Here is a 19,616-nt window from a genome sequence, read left to right on the forward strand (position 1 = left end):
CGATCTACTTCGGTTGGGTTCTATATTGTTGGATTATCCTGATTTTGTATCTGTGGGAGAACTCCTTGAGGACGTAACCAGGATATGCTCACCGTCCGACAACCCGGCAATTTCTACAATAATGAGTAGTATCTCTGGGCTTGATATAGTGGACCTGCAGATGGATTACGTCAGAACGTTCGACATGAGCAAATCTGCCCCTCTATATCTGACTGCGTTTGAGTATGGAGATTCTAGGAAGAGAGGAGATGCAATGGTTGAAATCAAGAGGATGATCGAATCGAGTGGATTCACCTTGAAAAAGAACGAGATACCAGATTATGTGCCTCTCTTATTATCGTTCTTGGGTTCGTTTCAGGACGGAAGTTTGCCCGAATCCCTGGAAATCAGATTGGCCCATTATTTCTCTGAAATAGAGACAAAGATTGATTCTCAACTGTACAGAGGGGTCTTTTCCCTCATGAAAGCCTTACTCACCAATAAAACAGACACTGCCACCAGGGAATTTGTTGTGGCTGATACTGGCGAGATGCCGTACCCGTTAAGGTACGAAGGGGGCGAGTACTGATGGATTTCCTGAATCAGCTTGCCTGGGTGATATACCCATATATGTCGTTCTCATTGATGATCATTGGCGTGGTTTACAGGTTCAAATACAGGCCTCTCAGCATAACATCCAAATCCAGTGAACTTCTGGAAAAGGAAAGATTGCGGTGGGGAGCCAGACTGTTCCATTACGGCATAATTTTTGTTATCCTGGGGCATTTCGCCGGACTCTTCGTGCCCATATCACTGCTTAACAGGTTCGGCGTGTCTGATTACATGAATTATGCTGTATCTGTTCTCGCTGGCGGCATTTTCGGCGTTATGGCATGGATTGGACTGGCTTATCTCATTGGCAGGCGGCTATTCGTTAAAAGAATACGGCAGAATTCGAGCTTCGGCGATACATATGTCCTTATCCTGCTTCTTGTGATCATGTCATTCGGCCTATCCCTTCCACTGGGATATGATCTTATCAATGGTTCCGCTGCATACAATTCAGTAATGTCAAACGTGGGCCAGTGGATGACTGGATTCTTCACCTTCAGGCCGGATGCGTCACTGATGCAGGGCGTGCCACTTATTTTCAAAGTACACATATTGCTGTCTTTCCTTCTCTACCCGTCAATTCCTTTCACAAGGCTTATTCACATATTCACAACACCTGTTAGATACCTCTACAGGAAACCACTGGTATTCCGGAGGATGAACAACGATCTTGCCAAATCTGGCGAACTTGAACTGCAGGGACAAAAATGACTGAATTTATGCCTAGGTTGTTAGGAAGATGGGACAGCACTGCAAAAGATCTTCTGCCAGCATACTTTGCCATGGTGATGGCAACTGGCATAGTTGCCATCGCTGCACACATCTATGGAATGAATTATTTTGCACAGTTCCTGTTTTATGTCGATCTGATCGGCTATGCTGTTTTGTGGGCTCTTTCTTTGTACAGAATGGCCGTACATGGAAAGAGATATCTTGCGGATCTTATGGATCATGCCCGTGGCCCAGGCTTTTTCACGGTGATAGCAGGGAACAATACCCTGGGATCTGTTTTTCTACTGGTTGAGAAGAATTACACCATAGCATTCGGGTTATGGATATTTGGTTTCATACTGTGGGTTTTCTATCAATACTTCATATTCTCTGCACTTTCCTTAGATAAAAACAAACCCACGCTGGAGAAGGGAATCAATGGAGCCTGGCTCGTCGCAATCGTATCAACGCAATCCGTAGCAGTCCTTGCTGCACAGCTATCTCCACTGCATCACTGGATGTATCTTGTTGCTCTTGTCATGTACATGATCGGATGGATGACGTATATCCTGGTGATGTCACTGATAAATTACAGGTTGCTGTTCATGAAGCTGGATGCCTCCGATATTACTGGCCCATACTGGATTAATATGGGGGCAACAGCCATAACCACGCTTGCCGGAGCGCTCCTGCTCATAGAGGGTCAGGGACCGGATTTTGCTGAATTTACTGTGATAAGACCGTTTCTTCTTGGAGCCACTTTAATGATATGGGCATACGGCAGCTGGTGGATACCATGGCTATTCATTGTTGGCATCTGGAAATATACCCGGGGACATGACAGGATATTGAGATACGATCCATTCTTCTGGAGCGGGGTATTTCCCATGGGTATGTACACTGTTTCCACGTATATGATGGCAAAAGCAACGACCTTCACTCAGTTCAAGGTTATTTCGGATTATTTCGTCTATATAGCCATAGTGGCATGGGTGTATGAATTCATTGGTCTTGTTGTCAGGATATTCACCGGAAGAAGCAGAGATAATGTTCCAATGAAATATAAGACAACTATGGAATGAAAGGAGGTAATTATGTCAGGTCCAGCGCTAAAGAAAAAAAGATCACACATGATGATTCACAGAGCAGTCGAAGGAGAGATTGAAGAGGCGCTGGCTGTACTTGATGGCTATAATAGAAATGCAGAATCCATCAACGGTATTGCTGTAAAAACACTCATTGATCTCTGGCATGATAAGGTTATAGCTCACGCAGATGAAGAGGAGGCATCTCTCTACGTGGAGATAAAGACGGCAGTCCCTAGGATGGATGCGACACTGTTGAAGCTATCAAGGGATCATGATCTGCTCAGGAAGTTGCTTGTGAATCTATCAACAGAATATTCCACACACAGGGACTATGCTGAAATGTCAATGATTAATCATACTATGCTTAACATTTTGAAAATTCACTCCTCTGATGAAATGGTTATGCTCTCGGATTGTGAAGAAAATCTCTCAACGTAAACATTCAGGCAATATTGTCCCACAGATCAGCACTCATCAATCCAGCCGCCAGCCCATACCTGCTAATTTCTGAAAAGACTGAGAGCTTAGTTTATGGGGTACCAGATTTGCATTATACCGGGAACCATGGCATAGATTGACCAGAACTTCTGATCAACATATATTTCAATGTAACCGCAATAGCAAGTATGATGAAGCTGAATGTCCGGATACTGGTGGCCTCGTACAGGCGTTCAGATGTGGCCATGGAGATCTATGGCAGGACCGATGATGGAAAGTCCGTGACCGCACTTTACTTTGGATTCCAGCCCTATTTCGATCTTGTGAACCCCACTGATGCTTGCCTGCAGAAATACAGGCTCGATGAGCAGTATGTCAGAGAGGAGGAAAAGAAGCTCTGGGTTTCCGGCTCAGACCAGCGTGTCATCAGGATTTATGTAAAGTCACCGTGGCTTGTTCCGCAGCTCAGGGAGAAGTGCCAGAATGTCCAGGTGCTTGCAGCAGATATACCGTTCCATCACCGTTTCATATATGATATGGATCTTGGGTCATGTGTTGAGATAGAGGGCCAGGATATGCCTGATGAGAGGCAGAACTATACAACGGATTATGTGCTGCGCATCCAGAATATCAGGAACATACCTGAATTCAACTCTCCTCTGAAGATAATGAGCTTTGATATAGAAAATGCCATTCAGAAAGGCCCAGATGAGGAGTATGGACAGATTTTTGTCATAGGCTATTCACTGACGGACGGAAAGACCATTGAAAAAGGTGCAGTTTCAGGGAAGGAACGGGACCTTCTCAGGGACTTCGTTAAGCTCGTGAACAGCAAGGATCCTGATCTGCTCACCGGGTACAACATAGATGGCTACGACCTTCCGGTTCTGAAATACAGGATGGAGAGGAACGGCGTCAGGTTTGGCATAGGCAGGGATCACCAGTCTCCTCACAGGGTGCAGGGGCAGTACTGGCGCCTGCACGGGCGCATCATATCAGATACATGGTGGGGTGTCAAGAAGGTGCTGCACCCGAAGCATGAAAGCCTCAACTATGTTTCCAGGGAACTGCTGGGCGAGGGCAAGGATAACATCAACAGGCTGAAGATTGAGGAAGAGTGGGCAACAAGGCCTGATGAGGTGACACAGTACTGCATCAAGGATGCTGACCTGACCCTCAGAATCTTCCAGAAAATACGCATTGTAGACCGCAACATGTTCATGAGCACTGTGGCCAAGCTCCCCCTTGACGACGTCACAAACGGCGGGACAAGCAATTATGTGGATTCGCTCCTCATCAGGAAAGCTGACAGGGAAGGCATAGGCGTGCCAATGACAAAGCACAACTACAAGGAAGCCCCCATAGAGGGGGGATATGTGCACAGCATTGGTGCCGGAATTTACGATTACGTTGTTGTGCTGGACTTCAAGAGCATGTATCCCTCAATGATCATGAAATACAATATATGCTTCACGACATTTGATCCATCCGGGGAAATAGTTGCTCCAAACGGAGTCCATTTCCTCGCCAAGGAAAGGAGGGAGGGGCTTGTCCCAAGATTGCTGAAGGAGCTCATGGATCAGAGGGATGCCGTGAAGAGGCAGATGAAGACGGCCAGTCCCGGAGAAAAGGAATACCTGGATGGCGTGCAGGGGGCCATCAAGATCCTCATGAACACATTTTACGGCGTTCTGGCATCCTCATTCTACAGATTCACAAATCTGGACATAGGCGGTGCGGTAACGGCGTTCGCCAGGAAAACAATAACTTCACTTATCGAAAAGCTCAAAAGCGAGAACTACCGGGTCATATACGGAGATACTGACAGCATATTCATAGAATCCGGAGCAAGCAGTGACAGTGAAGCCGTGAAGGTTGGCATGGAACTCAGCGAGAGGGTTTCAAGGGACGAAGGTGTCACCGTTGAATTCGAGAAGGTCATGGACCCTCTCTTCTCACATGGGGCCAAGAAGCGTTATGCAGGCAAGATAATTTACCCGGAATCCCAGAAGGGGGAGATACTGGTGCGCGGGTACGAGGTACGGCGCACAGATTCGTTTGATCTGCAGAGCCAGGCATTATCACACGTCTTTGATCTGGTACTTGACCGTAATATAGAAGGGGCGGTGGAGTACAAGAGAGAAATAGTTGACAAGATCAGGAAGGGAGACAGCTCAATAGACATAGAAAGCCTGGTGATATCCCGCACGGTCAAGGAGTTCCGCAGTTACAAGGAGGAAAAATCTCTGGCCAATGTAAGGATTGCCAAGATGCTCATGGAAAGGGGAGAGACATTCATACCCGGCATGAAAGTTTCATGGATAGTCACAAACAGCAGGAAATCACCCCAGGAGGTTGAGCCATACATTGACGGTGCTGAATTTCAGGGCAAACCGGACTGGGATTATTACGCAAGAAGGGTGGAAGAGACCCTTGACAGGGTACTGGAAGGAATCGCAGAGGACTACGTATCGGCTGAAAGCCAGTCAAACCTTCTGAATTTCGGGGCTTTAAAGGATCAGCCCGACGTTAAGGCGAATAGGCCTGTCGCCGATGCCGAGGAAGGGAAGAAGCAGACCAGCCTCTTCGAGTTCTGATTGTCGAAAGAAGCTGTATTGCACCTCAGAGATATTCCTTTACGTTCACAACATGCTCAGGTTTCCCCTCAAGATATTTCTTCACGTTGCCGCATGCCCTCATGAGTGCGGTTGTCATGGATTCCTGCGATATGCCCGCTACATGGGGCGTGATCACGGAGTTCTCAGGAAGCGGAAGCTCAACATTCGGCTCGTTCCACCACACATCTGAAAGGAACATCACCCCTGGATTTTCCTTGAGGAATGCAATCATGTCACCCTTTGACACAATATCTGCCCTTGCGATGTTCACAATAATGTTTCCTCTGAATTTTTGCAGAAGCTTTCTGCCAACGTAGTTCTTTGTGGCAGTCGTCAGCGGCAGCGCTATGATAACCACAGATGATCCTGACATGACCTCCTCAGGGCTGTCTGCATACCTGTCAACATATCCATCATCCCTTCTGCTTCGGGTGTACGCCAGCACATTCATGCCCAGGCTTCTGGCAATCCTGGCGCAGCTCTGGCCTATTCCTCCATATCCAAGTATTCCCAGAGTTTCCCCGTAAAGTGTATGTACAAGGTCTTTCCTGTATACGCCGGATCTGATTTCATCATTGAATCGGCATATTCTATTTGTGCTGGAAAGGATAAGGGCGAAGGCATGCTGCGCCACTGAATCGGAGAAGGCCCCCGCATTGCTGCAGAATAATACCCGGTCAGAAAAGTTTCTGAAATTAAGGTGGTCCACGCCGGCAGATACTGTCTGGACAAGCTTCAGATGGGGTGTTGGGACAAAATCCCGCATACCGATCTGTATATCCGCGCCATCCGGGTTCTTCACATCCACAGGTATGCCTGCAACAGCGGAACATTTTTCCGCAATATCGGCACCCACGTCAAGCATTATTGTGGCTCTCATGTATGCTGAATCATGCAGTGCTTAATTCCTTTTTCGTAAATTGCAGGCTGTCACTGTTCAGACGCTGGAAATGTAGGGATGGCCTTCATGCTTTCCTGAAAGATCATCTCTTGAAGGCAAGTTTTGCGGCCAACTGGAACATGGATATGGTGTGAAGCCAGACCCTTCCAGGCCCCCTCATATCCGCAAAGAAGAGCCCCTCTCCCTCCATTCCGCCAAGTATCATGGTTTTAAGGCCGCCAATTCGGCCGACGTTGTACTGGACAGATTCATCAAAAGCAAGTACATGGCTTAGCTCTGCCTGTATCTCTTCGCCTTCCTTGAGATTCATCTCCACAACATGACCATGGCCGTGAAGCATGATTGAACCGGTTCCGCTGAACCTTTCCAGGAATAGCCCTTCCCCTCCCAGAATGCCCTGCCATATGCCTGCAAATTTCGTGGAATAGTTGATGGTGGAATCCATGCAGAGGAAAGCATTGAATTCAGCTATTATTGCATTACCGGTGAGATCAATCTTCAGTATTTTCCCGGGAAGGAAACCTGCAGACCTGATCTCGCCCGGGCCGTCAACCTTCAGAAGGAATACTGCGGAACCGGCAAGCATGTGTGAGAACGCTCCTCTGAGCCCTCCGCTCCTGACATCCAGTCTTGCTGACGGGCTCTTGGATATGAGGTGACCCGGTTCAATGAGCACAGAATCTCCCTCACTCAGCTTTGTTTCAAGGTACTGCACTTCGTTTCCAACTATATTATACTCTGTCATTATTGCTATAATTTATTGCACCATTTAAATTTTTTTTTAGCTTAACCTGATGGTGCAGGTCAGAATTGGGACGATCTATTGTTTTTTTAATCAGAGACCTGTTTCATCAATGTCATCAAGGAATTTTTTCACATTGCCCATGTTTTTCTGCTCATTTCCGCCAGGACGGAATACCAGCCTGTCCACTGCAGCCGGATCCAGCACTACAATTCCCCCGCTGCCGTCTCCCATTGTAATCATGATCCTTCCAGTTTCAATTTCCACTGCATCAACGGTAATTTCACCAGAGTAGGCTTTTCCTGACAGATCCACCATGGCAGGCACGCTGAAGACAACGCGCATAAGCGGCATTGCCGTGTAGCCATACTGGCTTCCGTATCTCCTCAGCATAGGCTCCAGTTCAGGAAATGATAGAACTGCAGACCCCTCCACCAGTGAAACGCTGCCAGGTCCGTAGTCCTTTATGAAATCTGCCAATATGCGGAGAATATTGTTGATTCTCATGGGTAATCCCCGTACACAACGCATCTTCCCATAGGAGGGCATTCTCCGGTTGTTATCCATATCACCGGAAAATCTGGTTCTCTGGTGCGAATTTCTCCTTTCCCGTCCGTGAGGAATACAAGGGGCCATGTGTTCCCATCCGTTGCCAGCTTCGAGAGAACGGCATTGAAATCCGTGCCCCCTATACCTCTCCTTACGAACTGGAAACCGCCACGGGATAGCTGTCCTGAGAACATCCGGTCGTAAACAATATCAGAATCAAACTGAATGAGCCTGACCTCATCCTCCGGCTGCAGGCCATAGATCAGTTCCGCACTGTCAGAGAAGAACGCATCTGCCATTTCAGGGTCAATCGATGCAGAAACATCAATGGCTATGACTGCTTTCAGGCATTTCTTTCCCCCACCGGGAATATAGATGCCAGCATCCATGTATTTCCTGCTGAACCTTGATCTGCTCCTTGCAGATCTGTCGGGTTCCATGTATGGTTCCAGAAGATTTCTTATTAAAATCCGCTGAATTTCATTATCCTTAACCCGGATTTGAGCCGGAACTGTGTTCTTACCAGCCATGATGGCAGTCATCCTGGCACCGGCAATTATTTCGCGCATTCTGGCTGAATACTGTCCACCTTCGGAATCAGTGCCAAGGCTCTCCAGCATGCTTTTCAGAATCAGCGATCTGTTAATCTTCCTGGCCGCTGAGATGCGGTCTGCAAGTATTTCACGGGCTGGCCCGCCACTGGACGAATATGGATCACCCAACAGGCTCACCGCCGTAATACCAGCTTCAGCTGAAAGTATTGAATAAATCTCCTCGGCAGACATTTCTCTCATGTTTCTCACGTAAAGTACGCCGGAAACGCCATTGGCGAGCCCTGCCTCTACCAGGATGCAATCCACTGCAATATCTGTGCATAAGGACCACAGATCAGGATTTCTCCGGCCTCTTCTGGGGCCGTGGTTCAGAGCCACATGCAGGACTGATCTGGCAAGCTGGAATCGTGCCTCCACAGGTGCAACGGAAGCAAGATAATCAGCGTTGTAATGAAACGCGGCATCCTGTAAGGCAAACCTCTGGACGCTGCCGTCGGAGATAAATTCAATTGACGAAAGAATGGACCCGAGAAAGGGAAACTCCACCAGAAGGCTTCTTCTTATGGAGGAAAGTGTGCTGTCAGGATTCTGCACCTGAAACACCCATGATCTCCCTGAATTTACCAATGTTGGAGGCAAGAAACTCATTGGATGCAAGCGCTTCTTTTTCCACAGCTTTTCTCATGAGGCTGAATCCAAGAGCAGCGTATTCGTCCTTCATGTGAAGCAGCGCCCTCAGGCATCCTGTGATCCTTCCACGGTCCTGCGAGGCTACCCTGGCAATGCTTCCTGCCAGCAGATACCAGAGGGATGGATCATGGTTCCCGTTTAACCATTCATACTGGCCTTCTATGATCTTCATGGGGTCAGGCATGTCGGCGGCAAGTTTCAGGTAATGAAGAAACTCAAGTCCGTTATCCTCCCCAATCATTCCCATTATTGCAATGTCACGTGCCTCCCCCTTTAGGTTCCTGACGGCATAATTCACGCCTGTTGCCCATGTCCTCGGCGTGAGTGGATAATCATTCTCCTGCCGGAAGAGCCAGGGCCTCTGATCATTGTGCTCCATGTAGGTTACAAATGATATGATCCTTTCATCCACAGCACTTGCAATGGCCCACTCTGCCCAGTCATCCACATCAGGGATCAGTTCATAGTGCCCGCCGGTGAACCTGCTTGACAGACCCGATGGCATGGTGTTTGAAATGCTCCTGTGTGAAGGCAGATTTGATGAACCGACAAAATACCTCCATCCTTCCGGGACTGTATAATCTTCAATCATCCCGTCATTAATCAGCTGAAAAACAAGCCCCTGGGTGGATGTCCTTGCATGTGTGATCTCATCCAGGAACCATATACCCCTGCCACTTCGCGGGAATCGGGAATACTTGATGAACTCCATGCCTCTTTCAGTGCGGATGGGTATGCCAAGGAAATCAGTCTCCTCATAATAATTGAGCCTCAGGTCAAGAATGTTCATTCCAAGTCCGGCAGCTGTCTCTCTCACGATCTGGGATTTCCCGATGCCCGGTGCACCCCACACCATAACCGGCAGCCTGCCATTAATTGCAACCTCAGTAAGAATAGATTTCAGCTGGGACGGCTTGACCTTCTTCATGGGCTTCATGTGTCAATGATTTTCCATATAAAAGCCATATGTAAATAGCTACGAGAACGTTTTAACCAAGAATTGCATGTGATGCTGTGCTGGATGTCATTGTGGCCGGTGCTGGCCCCGCAGGATCCTATGCCTCATACAGGCTTGCCTCCATGGGATACAGCGTTCTCAACCTGGAGGAACACAGGGAGATAGGCAGGCCCGTTGAATGCACCGGGGTTGTGACGTCCCGGGTTTTCGGATATGTGAAGAGCAGTGCAGTGGCAAACAGGGTGCGTGGTGCCAATGTTTTCTTTCCAGGGAACAGGGAAATGCACATTGAGAAGTCCGAGGAGACCACAGTCATATACCGGGATTCATTCGACAGGGATGTTTCAGCCATGGCCATTTCTGCCGGAGCCGATGTGAGGCTTGACTCAAGGATAACCGAAGTGAAGGTTGCAGGTGATTCTGTCCATATAAAATACAGGCACGAAGGCAACCTCCTTGAGGCAGCTTCGTCCATGATAGTTGGCGCTGACGGGGCCAACAGCGTGGTGCGGAAATCTCTCTACGGGTCCCGCCCATCACGGATCGTTTCAACATACCAGGTGGATTCTGCAGTCCGGCTTCCAGATCAGGAAAGCGTAAACGTATATCTTGGCAGCGAGAGCTCCCATGGTTTCTTTGCATGGGCAGTTCCCACGGGTGATATAACCCGAATCGGTCTTGGAACAATCGGTCCGGGTGCAAGGGACCTTTTCAGCAGGCTCCAAAAAAGGTTTCCGGAAGGAAGGATCCTGTCGGTGACTGGCGGACCGATACCAATTGCATACCTTTCAAGAACATCAGGGCCAAGGAGTCTGCTGGTGGGAGACGCAGCGGGAATAGTGAAGCCGCTCACCGGAGGCGGCATATATACCGGCATAGTTTCTGCTCATCACGCTGCCAGTGCCATAAATGAGGCATTTCAGAATCAGAATTTCAGCGCAAATTTCCTGTCAAGATATGAGCGGTACTGGAAATCGCAGCTGGGCCGTGAACTGTGGATGGATGGCATTGTGCAGAGGATCTTCGCAGGCCTGAGCGATTCATCGCTCTCACGAATATACAGCATGCTGTCATCCCCTGATGTTGTGCATATGATAAACAGCCTTGGAGACATAGATTATCCATCGCGCCTGGTGATCAGGATGCTCATCAGGCATCCAGCAATTTTGATGAATTTCTTCCGGAACAGGGTAGTGGCCGGATCGGCTGATGCATGACGACATTTGACTGCCGGATGTTGACTTCAGGTCATTCCCCAAAAGTGTTATATTCCCATGAAATAACGTATGCTGCCTGATGGAGAAGAAAATTTTCTACATGTTCATGCTTCTTCTGGTCACATTCTTCTGGGGTGTGACTTTCCCCATAATAAAGACAGCCCTGCAGTACGTAAGCGCAGATGCATTCCTTGCCTTCCGGTTCCTGATTGCAACAGCACTTATGGGAATACTGGTGCGGAAAGGCGGCGATTTCTGGAAGAGGCGCAACATCCTGACAGGTTTCACTGCAGGCTTCCTTCTATTCCTTGGCTACTATTTCCAGACAGTTGGGCTTGATTACACAAGCGCTGCGGCATCCGGCATCATAACAGGCATCTATGTTGTGATTCTCCCCCTCATCTCTTTCTTGTTCCTTCACAACAAAGTATCGCGCATGGATGTCTACGCCTCTGTCATAGCCTTTACAGGGCTCATAATAATGTCAGCCGGTTCATCAGCAGGCTTCGGCAGCAGACTGGGCGATCTCCTCACACTCATATGCGGAGTTGCCTATGCAGTGCAGATAGCATACGTATCAAGGTATTCAGGCAGCCTGAATTCGTACACATTCACCTTCTACCAGCTGCTTGCCGTCACCGTATTCTCTTTTGCAGCCATACCCATATCTCCGGGTGGAATAGGGACATTCAACGGTTACGTGATCTTCGCGCTTGTCTTCACTGCAATATTTGGAAGCATTTTCGGATATTATGTCTCAACAATTGCACTCATATATGTTGATCCCGCGGCTGCTGGTGTAATTTATGTTGGAGAACCGGTATTTGCGGCACTTGCATCGGTTATAATAGCACACGAGGCACTGGGCATATCAGTCATAATAGGTGGTACAGTCATGGTTGCGGCAATGCTCATGACTTCCCTGGACAAGTATCTGAAGACGAAGCGCACGCAAGGCGCTCAGTCCTGATCTGCCTCAGGCTTTTCCCGGATTCCTCTGTGGACCTTCACTGCAAGGCCTTTTCTGTAGTAACCCATTTCTGGACCGGAGACAACAGATTTACCCACAGCCACAAGGTGATCAGCTTCATCAACAACAAGCACCTCATTTCCTGCTATTATTGCACTGTCGAATTTCTTCACAAACTTGAAGAATACATTGTACCCCTGTGAATTGAATTCAGCGCTGTCGTCCGTAACCACAACCCTGTTCTCCAGGCCCGGTGAAATGTCATGCAGTATTTCCGCACCTGCAATTCCAAGGGTGAAGAAGCCGTCATGGGCCCTGAGCGTTGCCAGGAGGCGCCCATCTAGCAGGACGCTCCTCAACCTGCCTGTTGATCGTGAAACTCTCACTTCGCATGCATCAGGAAACAGCTTCCTGCCAGTTCCCGAACCAAACTGGAAATCAGCAACCATCCTCACTCTCTCCAGCCTGAAGCTCCTTGATCCGGATTCAATGCCTTCCGGCAGTCCTCCATCTGCAGGCCATTCCCCTGCAACTGCAATGGAATCCGGCCTCACAAGGCCGCTGGATATCATCTGCTGGAATGGATAGGTCTCATCCAGCTCAACCGGGATCACAGTGTTGTTCCATGGCACCAGGAAGCGTTCACTGGTTCTCTCATAGAGGGATACAAACTCAGGGGAATGGATTCTCCCCGGGTGCCAGTGGTCTGGTGAGAGCACCCTGAATTTTCCCTTATCCGGTGACATGATGTACCCGAGATTCCGCTCAATTCTCTTGAAATACGGCCCCCTTTCGCTGTATTCATCGAAGTAGAAGAATGTGCTCTTCTTGGAAAGGTCCTCAAATTTTTCCAGGGACCTGGAATTATCAAGAAGGCGCAGGAATGCGCGGAAAAGATAGGGATGAGATCGTGATCTGGCTTCCACATACTGCCAGAGCCTCTGCTGGTAAATCTGTTCCCTGATCTCCTCAAGCTCATTGAAGATTGCAGAAAGGTTGTGCATGGAAAGCAGTTTGAAGCGCTCTTCTGGGGTGGCATTCCTGACCTCATCCACGGTGTATTTACCGTAAAGGGGGCTCCACCTGGGAAATGATCCTATCTTTGAAAGGTCCCTGGACCCGTCTTGGAAAAGCATTCTGTTGTCCCTGGCATACTTGACATAGGATGCAGAATCGAAAATGTCAACGCCCAGGAGAACAGCCATTCCCATGAACATTGGATGTCCCCCGCCGAAAAGGTGTATGGGCTTGGAAAAATCAGCATTGATCTTGCTGGAAATTATGACATCAACAAGATCATCATAGCGGTAGTTTTCAAGCAGAGGGACAACACCACCTATGGGGAGGTATCCTGCCTGGGATGAGCTCATGAGTTCAGCAGACATCTTCCTGAGGTCCATGTGAAGCGACCCCTGTATGGGCCCTGCCATTATGGTATCATCAACGGGAGGCAATTCAGCCATTCTCCTGTGTGTCTCCAGTACGGCCTCCTTTGCCCGGTCATGGGAAAAATCAGGTTCTGAGAATATGTCAAGTATTGTGGATATGTCACTTCCTATTTTCCTCTGGAAATCCACTATCTCAACATTTGAAAATTCAACGTCGGAGTAAACATGGCTCTGGAAGGTGCCACTGTCGGTCATTATTGGCCCGTCGAATCCAAGCAGGGAATGAACCCCATATTTCTCGGCTCTTTCCCTAAGTTTCGGATTTCTCCTGATTATGTAGCTGTTCGTTATGAACGCTCTTGCTCCCAGACTGACCATTTCCTCTGTGGTGAGTGTGGGTATATTGGGGTTTACAACCGGAAGGATTGTGGGGGTCTGGATATCACCGTGTGCTGTGGAAAATTTCCCGATCCTTGCCAGGCCATCCCTGTGTATGATTTCCAACACTGTACCTCAATGCGGGATGTCATCCCGAATAATAGTAATTTCCGGACTCTCTCTGGGATTTGTCAAGCCTGCTGTTGATCTTGTTTATTCTTGGGCGCTTGGTGGTGGCGTCCCTCCGGAATGTCACACCCGCATCCCTGAGGAACATGTTCATTCCATCCTTCATGGACATGGGGCCCCGTGAAAAGCCCTCCTTCCCGGGAGTACCGTTGAAAACTATGAGTGCATCTGAAATCAGGTCAATGAGATACACATCATGATCAATTACGAAGGCGCTCCTCTTGTTGTTTTCCATTACCCGCCTTATTATTCTAGCTGCGGACATCCTGTAAGCACTGTCAAGGTGGGCAGAAGGCTCATCGATTATGTACAGGTCTGCATCAAGGGATAAAGTCAGGGCGATTGAAACCCTCTGCAGCTCACCACCTGAAAGGTCTCCCACATTATTATCAAAGAGTGAATCAACTTCCAGGGGCTTCATGACCTCATTCTTGACCATGGCGCTGTCCATCCTTTCCTTCAGGGCCTGGTAGAGCAGCTCAGACACAGTACCCTGAAAATCTGACGAGATGTACTGGGGCTTGTATGATATCTTCAGAGTCCTTGATAATGATCCCGTGGTTGGTGTCATTATGCCGGCAAGCATCTTTGCAAAGGTGGACTTCCCAAGTGCATTTCTTCCCAGAACACCGATAACCTCGCCATTGCGTATCAACCCGTTTTCCACCTTCAGGGTGAAGCCCTCAAGTTCCATGGAGAGGTCTGACCACGAGGCAATTTCAGACCCGCTGTCAGTCCTCCTGGCTGATTTCTCCTGGAAATCTATTGAATAATTCCTTATCCTGACATTTTCCTCCCTCAGGTATCCTTCAAGAAAAGAATTTATCGCTTTGTTGCTGGTTCTCTGCTCAGTTATGATTCCATAGGCACCAGACTGGCCGTATACCAGATGAACGCTATCAGCCATCCAGTCCATGAGGGCCAGATCATGCTCAACAACCATGACGGTCTTGGTTCTTGACAGTTCCTGGATTATTTTGGCAACCCTGATCCTTTCGGCCACATCAAGGTAGGATGACATCTCGTCAAAGAGATATATGTCCGCGTCTTTCAGCAGAGTTGTGGCAATGGCCAGCTTCTGCAGCTCACCGCCAGAGCATGCCTTTACGTCCCTGTCCAGTGATCCCTGCATTTCAAGCTGTGATACCACATCATCGAACCTGTTCTGAGGGTCATTCCTTCGCAGGATTTCTCCAAGAGTCCCATTCACTACCCTTGGAATCAGGTCAACGTTCTGATCCTTCAGGACAGCTTTCCTCTTTCCTTCATAGATGTCCTGGAAATAAGTGCCCATAAGAGAGGTTGCAAAATAACGTATGACGTTGTCTTTTGAAGCCTCTTCCTCATACTTGCCGAAGTTAGGCACCAGCAGCCCTGAAAGTATCTTCAGTGTTGTTGTCTTGCCCATCCCATTCTGCCCCAGGATGGCTGTAACCTTACCCTGTTCCAGAATTGGGAGTGAATAGAGGCGGAAAGAATTCAGCCCGTACTGGTGGGTAATTTCTGAGTTCAGCTCATCCGGCAGCCCGATAATCTTTATTGCGCCAAAGGGGCACCGATGCACGCATATGCCGCATCCGATGCACAGCGGCTCATTTATGACCGGTTGCTCATCCGGCACCGGAAATTCTATTGTAGGCGTTCCACTGCGTACAGGTGGGCAGTAATACTGGCATTCATGGTGGCATCTCTTTGGATGGCACCTTTCCCGATCAAGTACAGCGATCTGCAATTCAGCACCTAGTTCATCTTCCAGTACTCATCAGGAATATCATCATATATCTGGAAGTCCTGGTTTTTCTCAATCTTCGTGGTAACCGTCTTCATCTTTGACAGCTCAATAATGCGGTTCACATTGAGTATCCAGTAATGTATTCTCCATTCCCTTCCGTCATACAGGGTGGTTTCCTCCCTCTCTGTCTGGAGAATGCCAATATCTTCCATGGTATAGAAAGCATCCCTGTCCTCGGGCTCAAGCATGTTGTCTATGACCCGATCATTGTACCCAAAAAAGTTGATGAGGTGTTCGGCTGCCTCAAAAGCTTCTTCCGGGCTCATGCTCCTGTTCTGCAGGCTGAGGCCTTTGCTTATGGCCACTGACAGTTCATCAATGTTTGTGTAATTCCTGTGGTACCCAATACCCTCAATAGGGCGGTCTTCACTGTTTTCCATGTTGGTTTCGATCCTCTTAGTCACGCAAGTAATCCTAATTGTAATTTTATTAATAAGATTATCTGGCAATAGAAAAATCAACAAAATGTCATAAAATTTTATCAAATTATGTTTATTTATTCATAAAGTCAGGGGTCCATATGGCAGTAACTGTCATGTAGCTTCTTTGCCGGATCGGGCAGGATAAATATGTCTGAGTTATATCAGGCTCAATGTCCACAGGTGTATTTGCTTTTCCTGCAAGAAATACCAATGATCCATTCCATGGGGGATACCCTGAGAATTTTGAACTGATCAGTGTGGAGGAAATCCATGAAGGCGGTGTCGTTCCTCTAGAGCCTGTAAACATATGGGGAAGGTTATATTTCCATTATATCTCAAGGGAAATCGCCAATCTGAATGTGGATGCCAGGATTGGGGCCCGGCTCATTGAAAGCAGGCACGTCAGCAAGATCCACACCAGAATCATGGCCATCATCAATACAACTCCAGATTCCTTTTACCCAGGTTCCAGGCACAGTGTTCCCGATAAGTATGTGGACAGCATACTTGATCAGAAGCCAGACATCATTGATATAGGTGGGGAAAGCACCAGGCCAGGCAGTGCCCCTGTAAGCACAGCAGAAGAAATTGAGAGAATCAAGCCGGTGCTGGATTACATAACCTCAACTTCCAGCATTCCTGTGTCGCTTGACACAAGGCATACGGAGGTAGCCGATCACTTCAGGGACAGGATCAGCATGCTTAATGACATCACCGGATTTTCGGACCAGCGGATGATCCAGATTGCTGCTGAGAGTAAATTGCAGTGTGTTGTCATGCATATGCGCGGTACTCCCAAAACCATGCAGTCTATGACTCATTACGGGGACCTCATTGCGGAGACAGTCAAAGAAATCCAGGAGCGCGTTATCCGCATGATGGATTCCGGAGTGGAGCCTAACCGGATCGTCGTGGATCCCGGAATTGGATTCGCAAAGGATACCGCTGGGAATATGGATATATTGAGGAATATCAGATCCTACAGGTTCGGCTTTCCATTGCTTGTGGGAGTTTCGCGTAAGGCATTCATAGGAAATATAACCGGTCGTGATGTGCAGGGAAGACTTCCCGGAACCATTGCCCTAACCGCATATCTTGCAGCAGAAGGGGTGGATATTGTAAGGGTTCACGATCCAGCTGAAAATTCGGATGCTGTGAAAATTATAGAAGCCCTGAAAAATCAGTGATCATAGCCGTTTCTGCGGCATTCGCGGCATACGCCCTTCAGAATTAAACTTGCCTGTTCTATCAAGTTTCCATCCACGTCTATTGAGCGGAAAAGAGAATCCTCGTCCATATCCATGTCGTAGATGTTCCCGCATACCGTGCAAAGGAAATTGGCATGGAATTTTGTGTTGGTCTCAAACCATGTTGTGCCGTTGAGTTCAAGGGATTTCAATGTGCCTGCGGACTGCAGTGCCTTGAGTATATTGTAGACTGTTGCCAGGGTGATGGTTGGCTCTTCCTCCCTTATTGCGTTGAATATCTTTTCTGCAGTGAAGTGTCCTGGGCTGTGATCCCTCACGTAATCTATAACGGTGAGCCTCTGCGGTGTTATCTTGAAACTTGATTTCCTTAGGGAATCAACATAATAGTCCCGTTCCATGAGGTTATATTTCTAATTAGTAATTAACATTTGTTTATAACATATATGCCCCAGAGCTACTTGAGATATGCCCGCACCACCCTTATTTAAGGTCATTTATTTTATCTGGGACTGAATAACCCGTCATGAAGGTTTTCGGCATAACTGCCCCAATGACTGGTTCAGGAAAGACAACAGTGACGCTGGCCTTTCTTTCCAGGCTTAAAAATTCCACCGGATTTAAGATTGGTCCGGATTATATAGATGGCGGCCTTTCCTCAAGAGTCACCGGAAACAGGACATGGAACATTGATCGCTGGATACAGGGGAAAGCATATTCCAGCGTACTGGCAGGAGCTGCTTCAAAATATGACTACGGAGTTGTTGAGGGCGTCATGGGACTTTATGATTCAGGGTCACCAATAAACCTGAGTACATATTATTACTTCAGGAAGTTTTCGATTCCGTATGTTCTGGTCATCGATGTATCAAAGCTCGCTGAATCAGCCTATTACATTGCAAAATCCTTCATAACCCGTCTTACTCTGGGCGTAGTTATCAACAGGTATGCATCCCAAAAGCACCTTGAGATGGTATCCAAACCCTTCACAGAACATGGAATACCAATAATAGGAGCAATACCGCGGGAAGACCGCTTCACTGTCCCGGAAAGACATTTGGGATTGCACACCGGGCAGGAGATGGATGACATCTTGGAGAAAGCCTCCTTGGTATCAAATTATCTTGAAATGGACTTCATAGAAAATCTGCCTGAGAGAGAGTTTCAGCAGCCCAGCCCTGCCAGGATTTCAGGTGGTGGAAAAAATATCTGGATAGCCCTCGACAGGGCATTCAACTTCTATTATGCAGATTCCATATGGGGGCTTGAAAGGATTGGCAATGTGAACTACTTTTCTCCCATATCCGGGGAACGTCCAGAGAATCCAGATATGGTTTATTTTGGCGGAGGCTATCCCGAGCTTTATGCACCGGAACTTTCTGCCAACCATGCGCTGAGTGGAATGATCAGGGATTATTCTGAATCGGGGGGCAACATAATTGCAGAATGCGGTGGGCTGATGTATCTTGAGAAGGATATGGAGACTGAATCCGGGGTTTATTCCATGGGGGGTGTATTTAACGGTACTGTGAAGAAGAATGAAAGGCTCACACTCAGCTATACGCAGCTTAAGGCCGTCCAGGATTCCCTGCTTTTCAGGAAGGGAGAAGTCGTGCGGGGGCATGAATTTCATTACAGCAGCATAGTCGACCAGGGAGAGAAGTCTCTGGTTAACATCATAGGAAAAGGCATAGACGGAATGGACGGGCTTAAGATAAAAAACACGCTGGGGTCATATTCCCATTTCTCCCTGAACAGGTATTCCAAACGGCTTGAAAGGAAAATAAACGGACACTAGGGATCGATGTTGTTGCGGTATGTTATCATAACGGCAACTCTTCTGCGCGAATCAGATAGGATTTCTTCTATGGGCATCTTCAGGCGATATATGCGCCTGCTCCTCCCTTTTCCCATTACGTATTTCACGTCCATTGCCATTATGTAGCCGGTTCTAAGCAGTGTCTTCAGGCTTTCTGAAGCCCTGGACGAACTCATCCCAAGATAGAGGGTAAATTCAGGAAGGCCCACATCACTGACCTGCTCCAGCATAGCAAGTATCTTTGACTGATTCTTTGTAAACCCGCCATCCCTGAGCATGGCGAAAACTGTATCGGCACGTTTGGAATCCAACTGAATAAATATTAACATGAAAATATTTAAATGTATTGTTCCGAGACCATAAGAATGAAATCGGATATATATCCTGAGTGAATGC

General features: G+C 47.9%; 19 protein-coding genes. 9 read left to right on the forward strand and 10 right to left on the reverse strand.

Annotated features, from left to right (window positions below; genetic code table 11):
- Nucleotides 1-25: 25 nt before the first annotated feature.
- The 5 genes from narJ to RE469_06405 all read left to right on the forward strand — a co-directional run bounded on the left by narJ (nucleotide 26) and on the right by RE469_06405 (nucleotide 5,425).
- Nucleotides 26-568 (forward strand): nitrate reductase molybdenum cofactor assembly chaperone, encoded by a 543-nt coding sequence (narJ, locus tag RE469_06385; protein ID WMT43830.1) that lies wholly within the window; start codon nucleotides 26-28, stop codon nucleotides 566-568.
- Nucleotides 568-1,302, forward strand: coding sequence for a respiratory nitrate reductase subunit gamma (narI, locus tag RE469_06390; GenBank protein ID WMT43831.1), 735 nt, complete (start codon nucleotides 568-570; stop codon nucleotides 1,300-1,302). The genes narJ and narI overlap by 1 nt, the downstream gene beginning before the upstream one ends.
- An 8-nt stretch (nucleotides 1,303-1,310) precedes the next feature.
- Nucleotides 1,311-2,384 carry a tellurite resistance/C4-dicarboxylate transporter family protein gene (locus tag RE469_06395; GenBank protein WMT43832.1) on the forward strand — a complete coding sequence of 358 codons (1,074 nt, stop codon included), beginning with the start codon at nucleotides 1,311-1,313 and terminating at the stop codon, nucleotides 2,382-2,384.
- A gap of 12 nt (nucleotides 2,385-2,396) precedes the next feature.
- A complete protein-coding gene (locus RE469_06400; GenBank protein ID WMT43833.1) occupies nucleotides 2,397-2,828 on the forward strand; it encodes a hemerythrin domain-containing protein in 432 nt (143 codons plus the stop codon).
- A 188-nt stretch (nucleotides 2,829-3,016) separates the two neighbouring features.
- On the forward strand, nucleotides 3,017-5,425 hold the full coding sequence (locus tag RE469_06405; GenBank protein WMT43834.1) for a DNA polymerase domain-containing protein: 2,409 nt from the start codon (nucleotides 3,017-3,019) through the stop codon (nucleotides 5,423-5,425).
- A 25-nt stretch (nucleotides 5,426-5,450) separates the two neighbouring features.
- Here the strand turns inward: RE469_06405 and RE469_06410 are convergent, their stop codons facing one another.
- The 5 genes from RE469_06410 to RE469_06430 all read right to left on the reverse strand — a co-directional run bounded on the left by RE469_06410 (nucleotide 5,451) and on the right by RE469_06430 (nucleotide 9,810).
- Nucleotides 5,451-6,326, reverse strand: a complete 876-nt coding sequence (locus tag RE469_06410; protein WMT43835.1) for a 2-hydroxyacid dehydrogenase — start codon at nucleotides 6,324-6,326, stop codon at nucleotides 5,451-5,453.
- Nucleotides 6,327-6,429: 103 nt separating this feature from the next.
- Nucleotides 6,430-7,092 carry a TIGR00266 family protein gene (locus RE469_06415; protein WMT43836.1) on the reverse strand — a complete coding sequence of 221 codons (663 nt, stop codon included), beginning with the start codon at nucleotides 7,090-7,092 and terminating at the stop codon, nucleotides 6,430-6,432.
- 90 nt (nucleotides 7,093-7,182) lie between these two features.
- Nucleotides 7,183-7,596: a hypothetical protein gene (locus RE469_06420; protein ID WMT43837.1), complete on the reverse strand. Its 414-nt coding sequence runs from the start codon at nucleotides 7,594-7,596 to the stop codon at nucleotides 7,183-7,185.
- Nucleotides 7,593-8,795, reverse strand: a complete 1,203-nt coding sequence (locus tag RE469_06425; GenBank protein ID WMT43838.1) for a VWA-like domain-containing protein — start codon at nucleotides 8,793-8,795, stop codon at nucleotides 7,593-7,595. Before RE469_06425 ends, RE469_06420 begins: the two co-directional genes overlap by 4 nt.
- Nucleotides 8,773-9,810: an AAA family ATPase gene (locus RE469_06430; protein ID WMT43839.1), complete on the reverse strand. Its 1,038-nt coding sequence runs from the start codon at nucleotides 9,808-9,810 to the stop codon at nucleotides 8,773-8,775. Before RE469_06430 ends, RE469_06425 begins: the two co-directional genes overlap by 23 nt.
- An 86-nt stretch (nucleotides 9,811-9,896) precedes the next feature.
- Here RE469_06430 and RE469_06435 point away from each other — a divergent pair, with 86 nt between their 5' ends.
- A complete protein-coding gene (locus tag RE469_06435) occupies nucleotides 9,897-11,057 on the forward strand; it encodes an NAD(P)/FAD-dependent oxidoreductase (protein ID WMT43840.1) in 1,161 nt (386 codons plus the stop codon).
- Nucleotides 11,058-11,136: 79 nt separating this feature from the next.
- Complete coding sequence (locus RE469_06440) at nucleotides 11,137-12,027, forward strand: DMT family transporter (GenBank protein WMT43841.1); 891 nt, start codon at nucleotides 11,137-11,139, stop codon at nucleotides 12,025-12,027.
- Here the strand turns inward: RE469_06440 and tgtA are convergent.
- From tgtA to RE469_06455, 3 genes are read right to left on the reverse strand one after another with little or no spacing between them, the layout of a single operon-like run.
- The gene (gene tgtA, locus RE469_06445) at nucleotides 12,018-13,919 is read right to left on the reverse strand and encodes a tRNA guanosine(15) transglycosylase TgtA (GenBank protein WMT43842.1); all 1,902 of its coding nucleotides are present in this window, start codon (nucleotides 13,917-13,919) and stop codon (nucleotides 12,018-12,020) included. The genes RE469_06440 and tgtA overlap by 10 nt on opposite strands.
- A gap of 22 nt (nucleotides 13,920-13,941) precedes the next feature.
- Nucleotides 13,942-15,714, reverse strand: a complete 1,773-nt coding sequence (locus RE469_06450) for a ribosome biogenesis/translation initiation ATPase RLI (protein ID WMT43843.1) — start codon at nucleotides 15,712-15,714, stop codon at nucleotides 13,942-13,944.
- 8 nt (nucleotides 15,715-15,722) lie between these two features.
- Nucleotides 15,723-16,178, reverse strand: a complete 456-nt coding sequence (locus RE469_06455; GenBank protein ID WMT43844.1) for a DUF6015 family protein — start codon at nucleotides 16,176-16,178, stop codon at nucleotides 15,723-15,725.
- A 188-nt stretch (nucleotides 16,179-16,366) separates the two neighbouring features.
- On the opposite strand from RE469_06455, the gene folP reads away from it, so the two are divergent.
- On the forward strand, nucleotides 16,367-17,383 hold the full coding sequence (folP, locus tag RE469_06460; protein ID WMT43845.1) for a dihydropteroate synthase: 1,017 nt from the start codon (nucleotides 16,367-16,369) through the stop codon (nucleotides 17,381-17,383).
- Here the strand turns inward: folP and RE469_06465 are convergent.
- On the reverse strand, nucleotides 17,377-17,802 hold the full coding sequence (locus tag RE469_06465; protein WMT43846.1) for a Fur family transcriptional regulator: 426 nt from the start codon (nucleotides 17,800-17,802) through the stop codon (nucleotides 17,377-17,379). The genes folP and RE469_06465 overlap by 7 nt on opposite strands.
- Before the next feature lie 125 nt (nucleotides 17,803-17,927).
- Between RE469_06465 and RE469_06470 the strand changes: the two genes are divergently transcribed.
- Nucleotides 17,928-19,199, forward strand: coding sequence for a cobyrinate a,c-diamide synthase (locus RE469_06470; protein WMT43847.1), 1,272 nt, complete (start codon nucleotides 17,928-17,930; stop codon nucleotides 19,197-19,199).
- On the opposite strand, the gene RE469_06475 is transcribed toward RE469_06470, so the two are convergent.
- Nucleotides 19,196-19,531 carry a hypothetical protein gene (locus RE469_06475; protein ID WMT43848.1) on the reverse strand — a complete coding sequence of 112 codons (336 nt, stop codon included), beginning with the start codon at nucleotides 19,529-19,531 and terminating at the stop codon, nucleotides 19,196-19,198. The genes RE469_06470 and RE469_06475 overlap by 4 nt on opposite strands.
- Nucleotides 19,532-19,616: the final 85 nt, after the last annotated feature.

The organism is Cuniculiplasma divulgatum (genome assembly GCA_031200235.1).
Lineage (GTDB): Archaea > Thermoplasmatota > Thermoplasmata > Thermoplasmatales > Thermoplasmataceae > UBA509.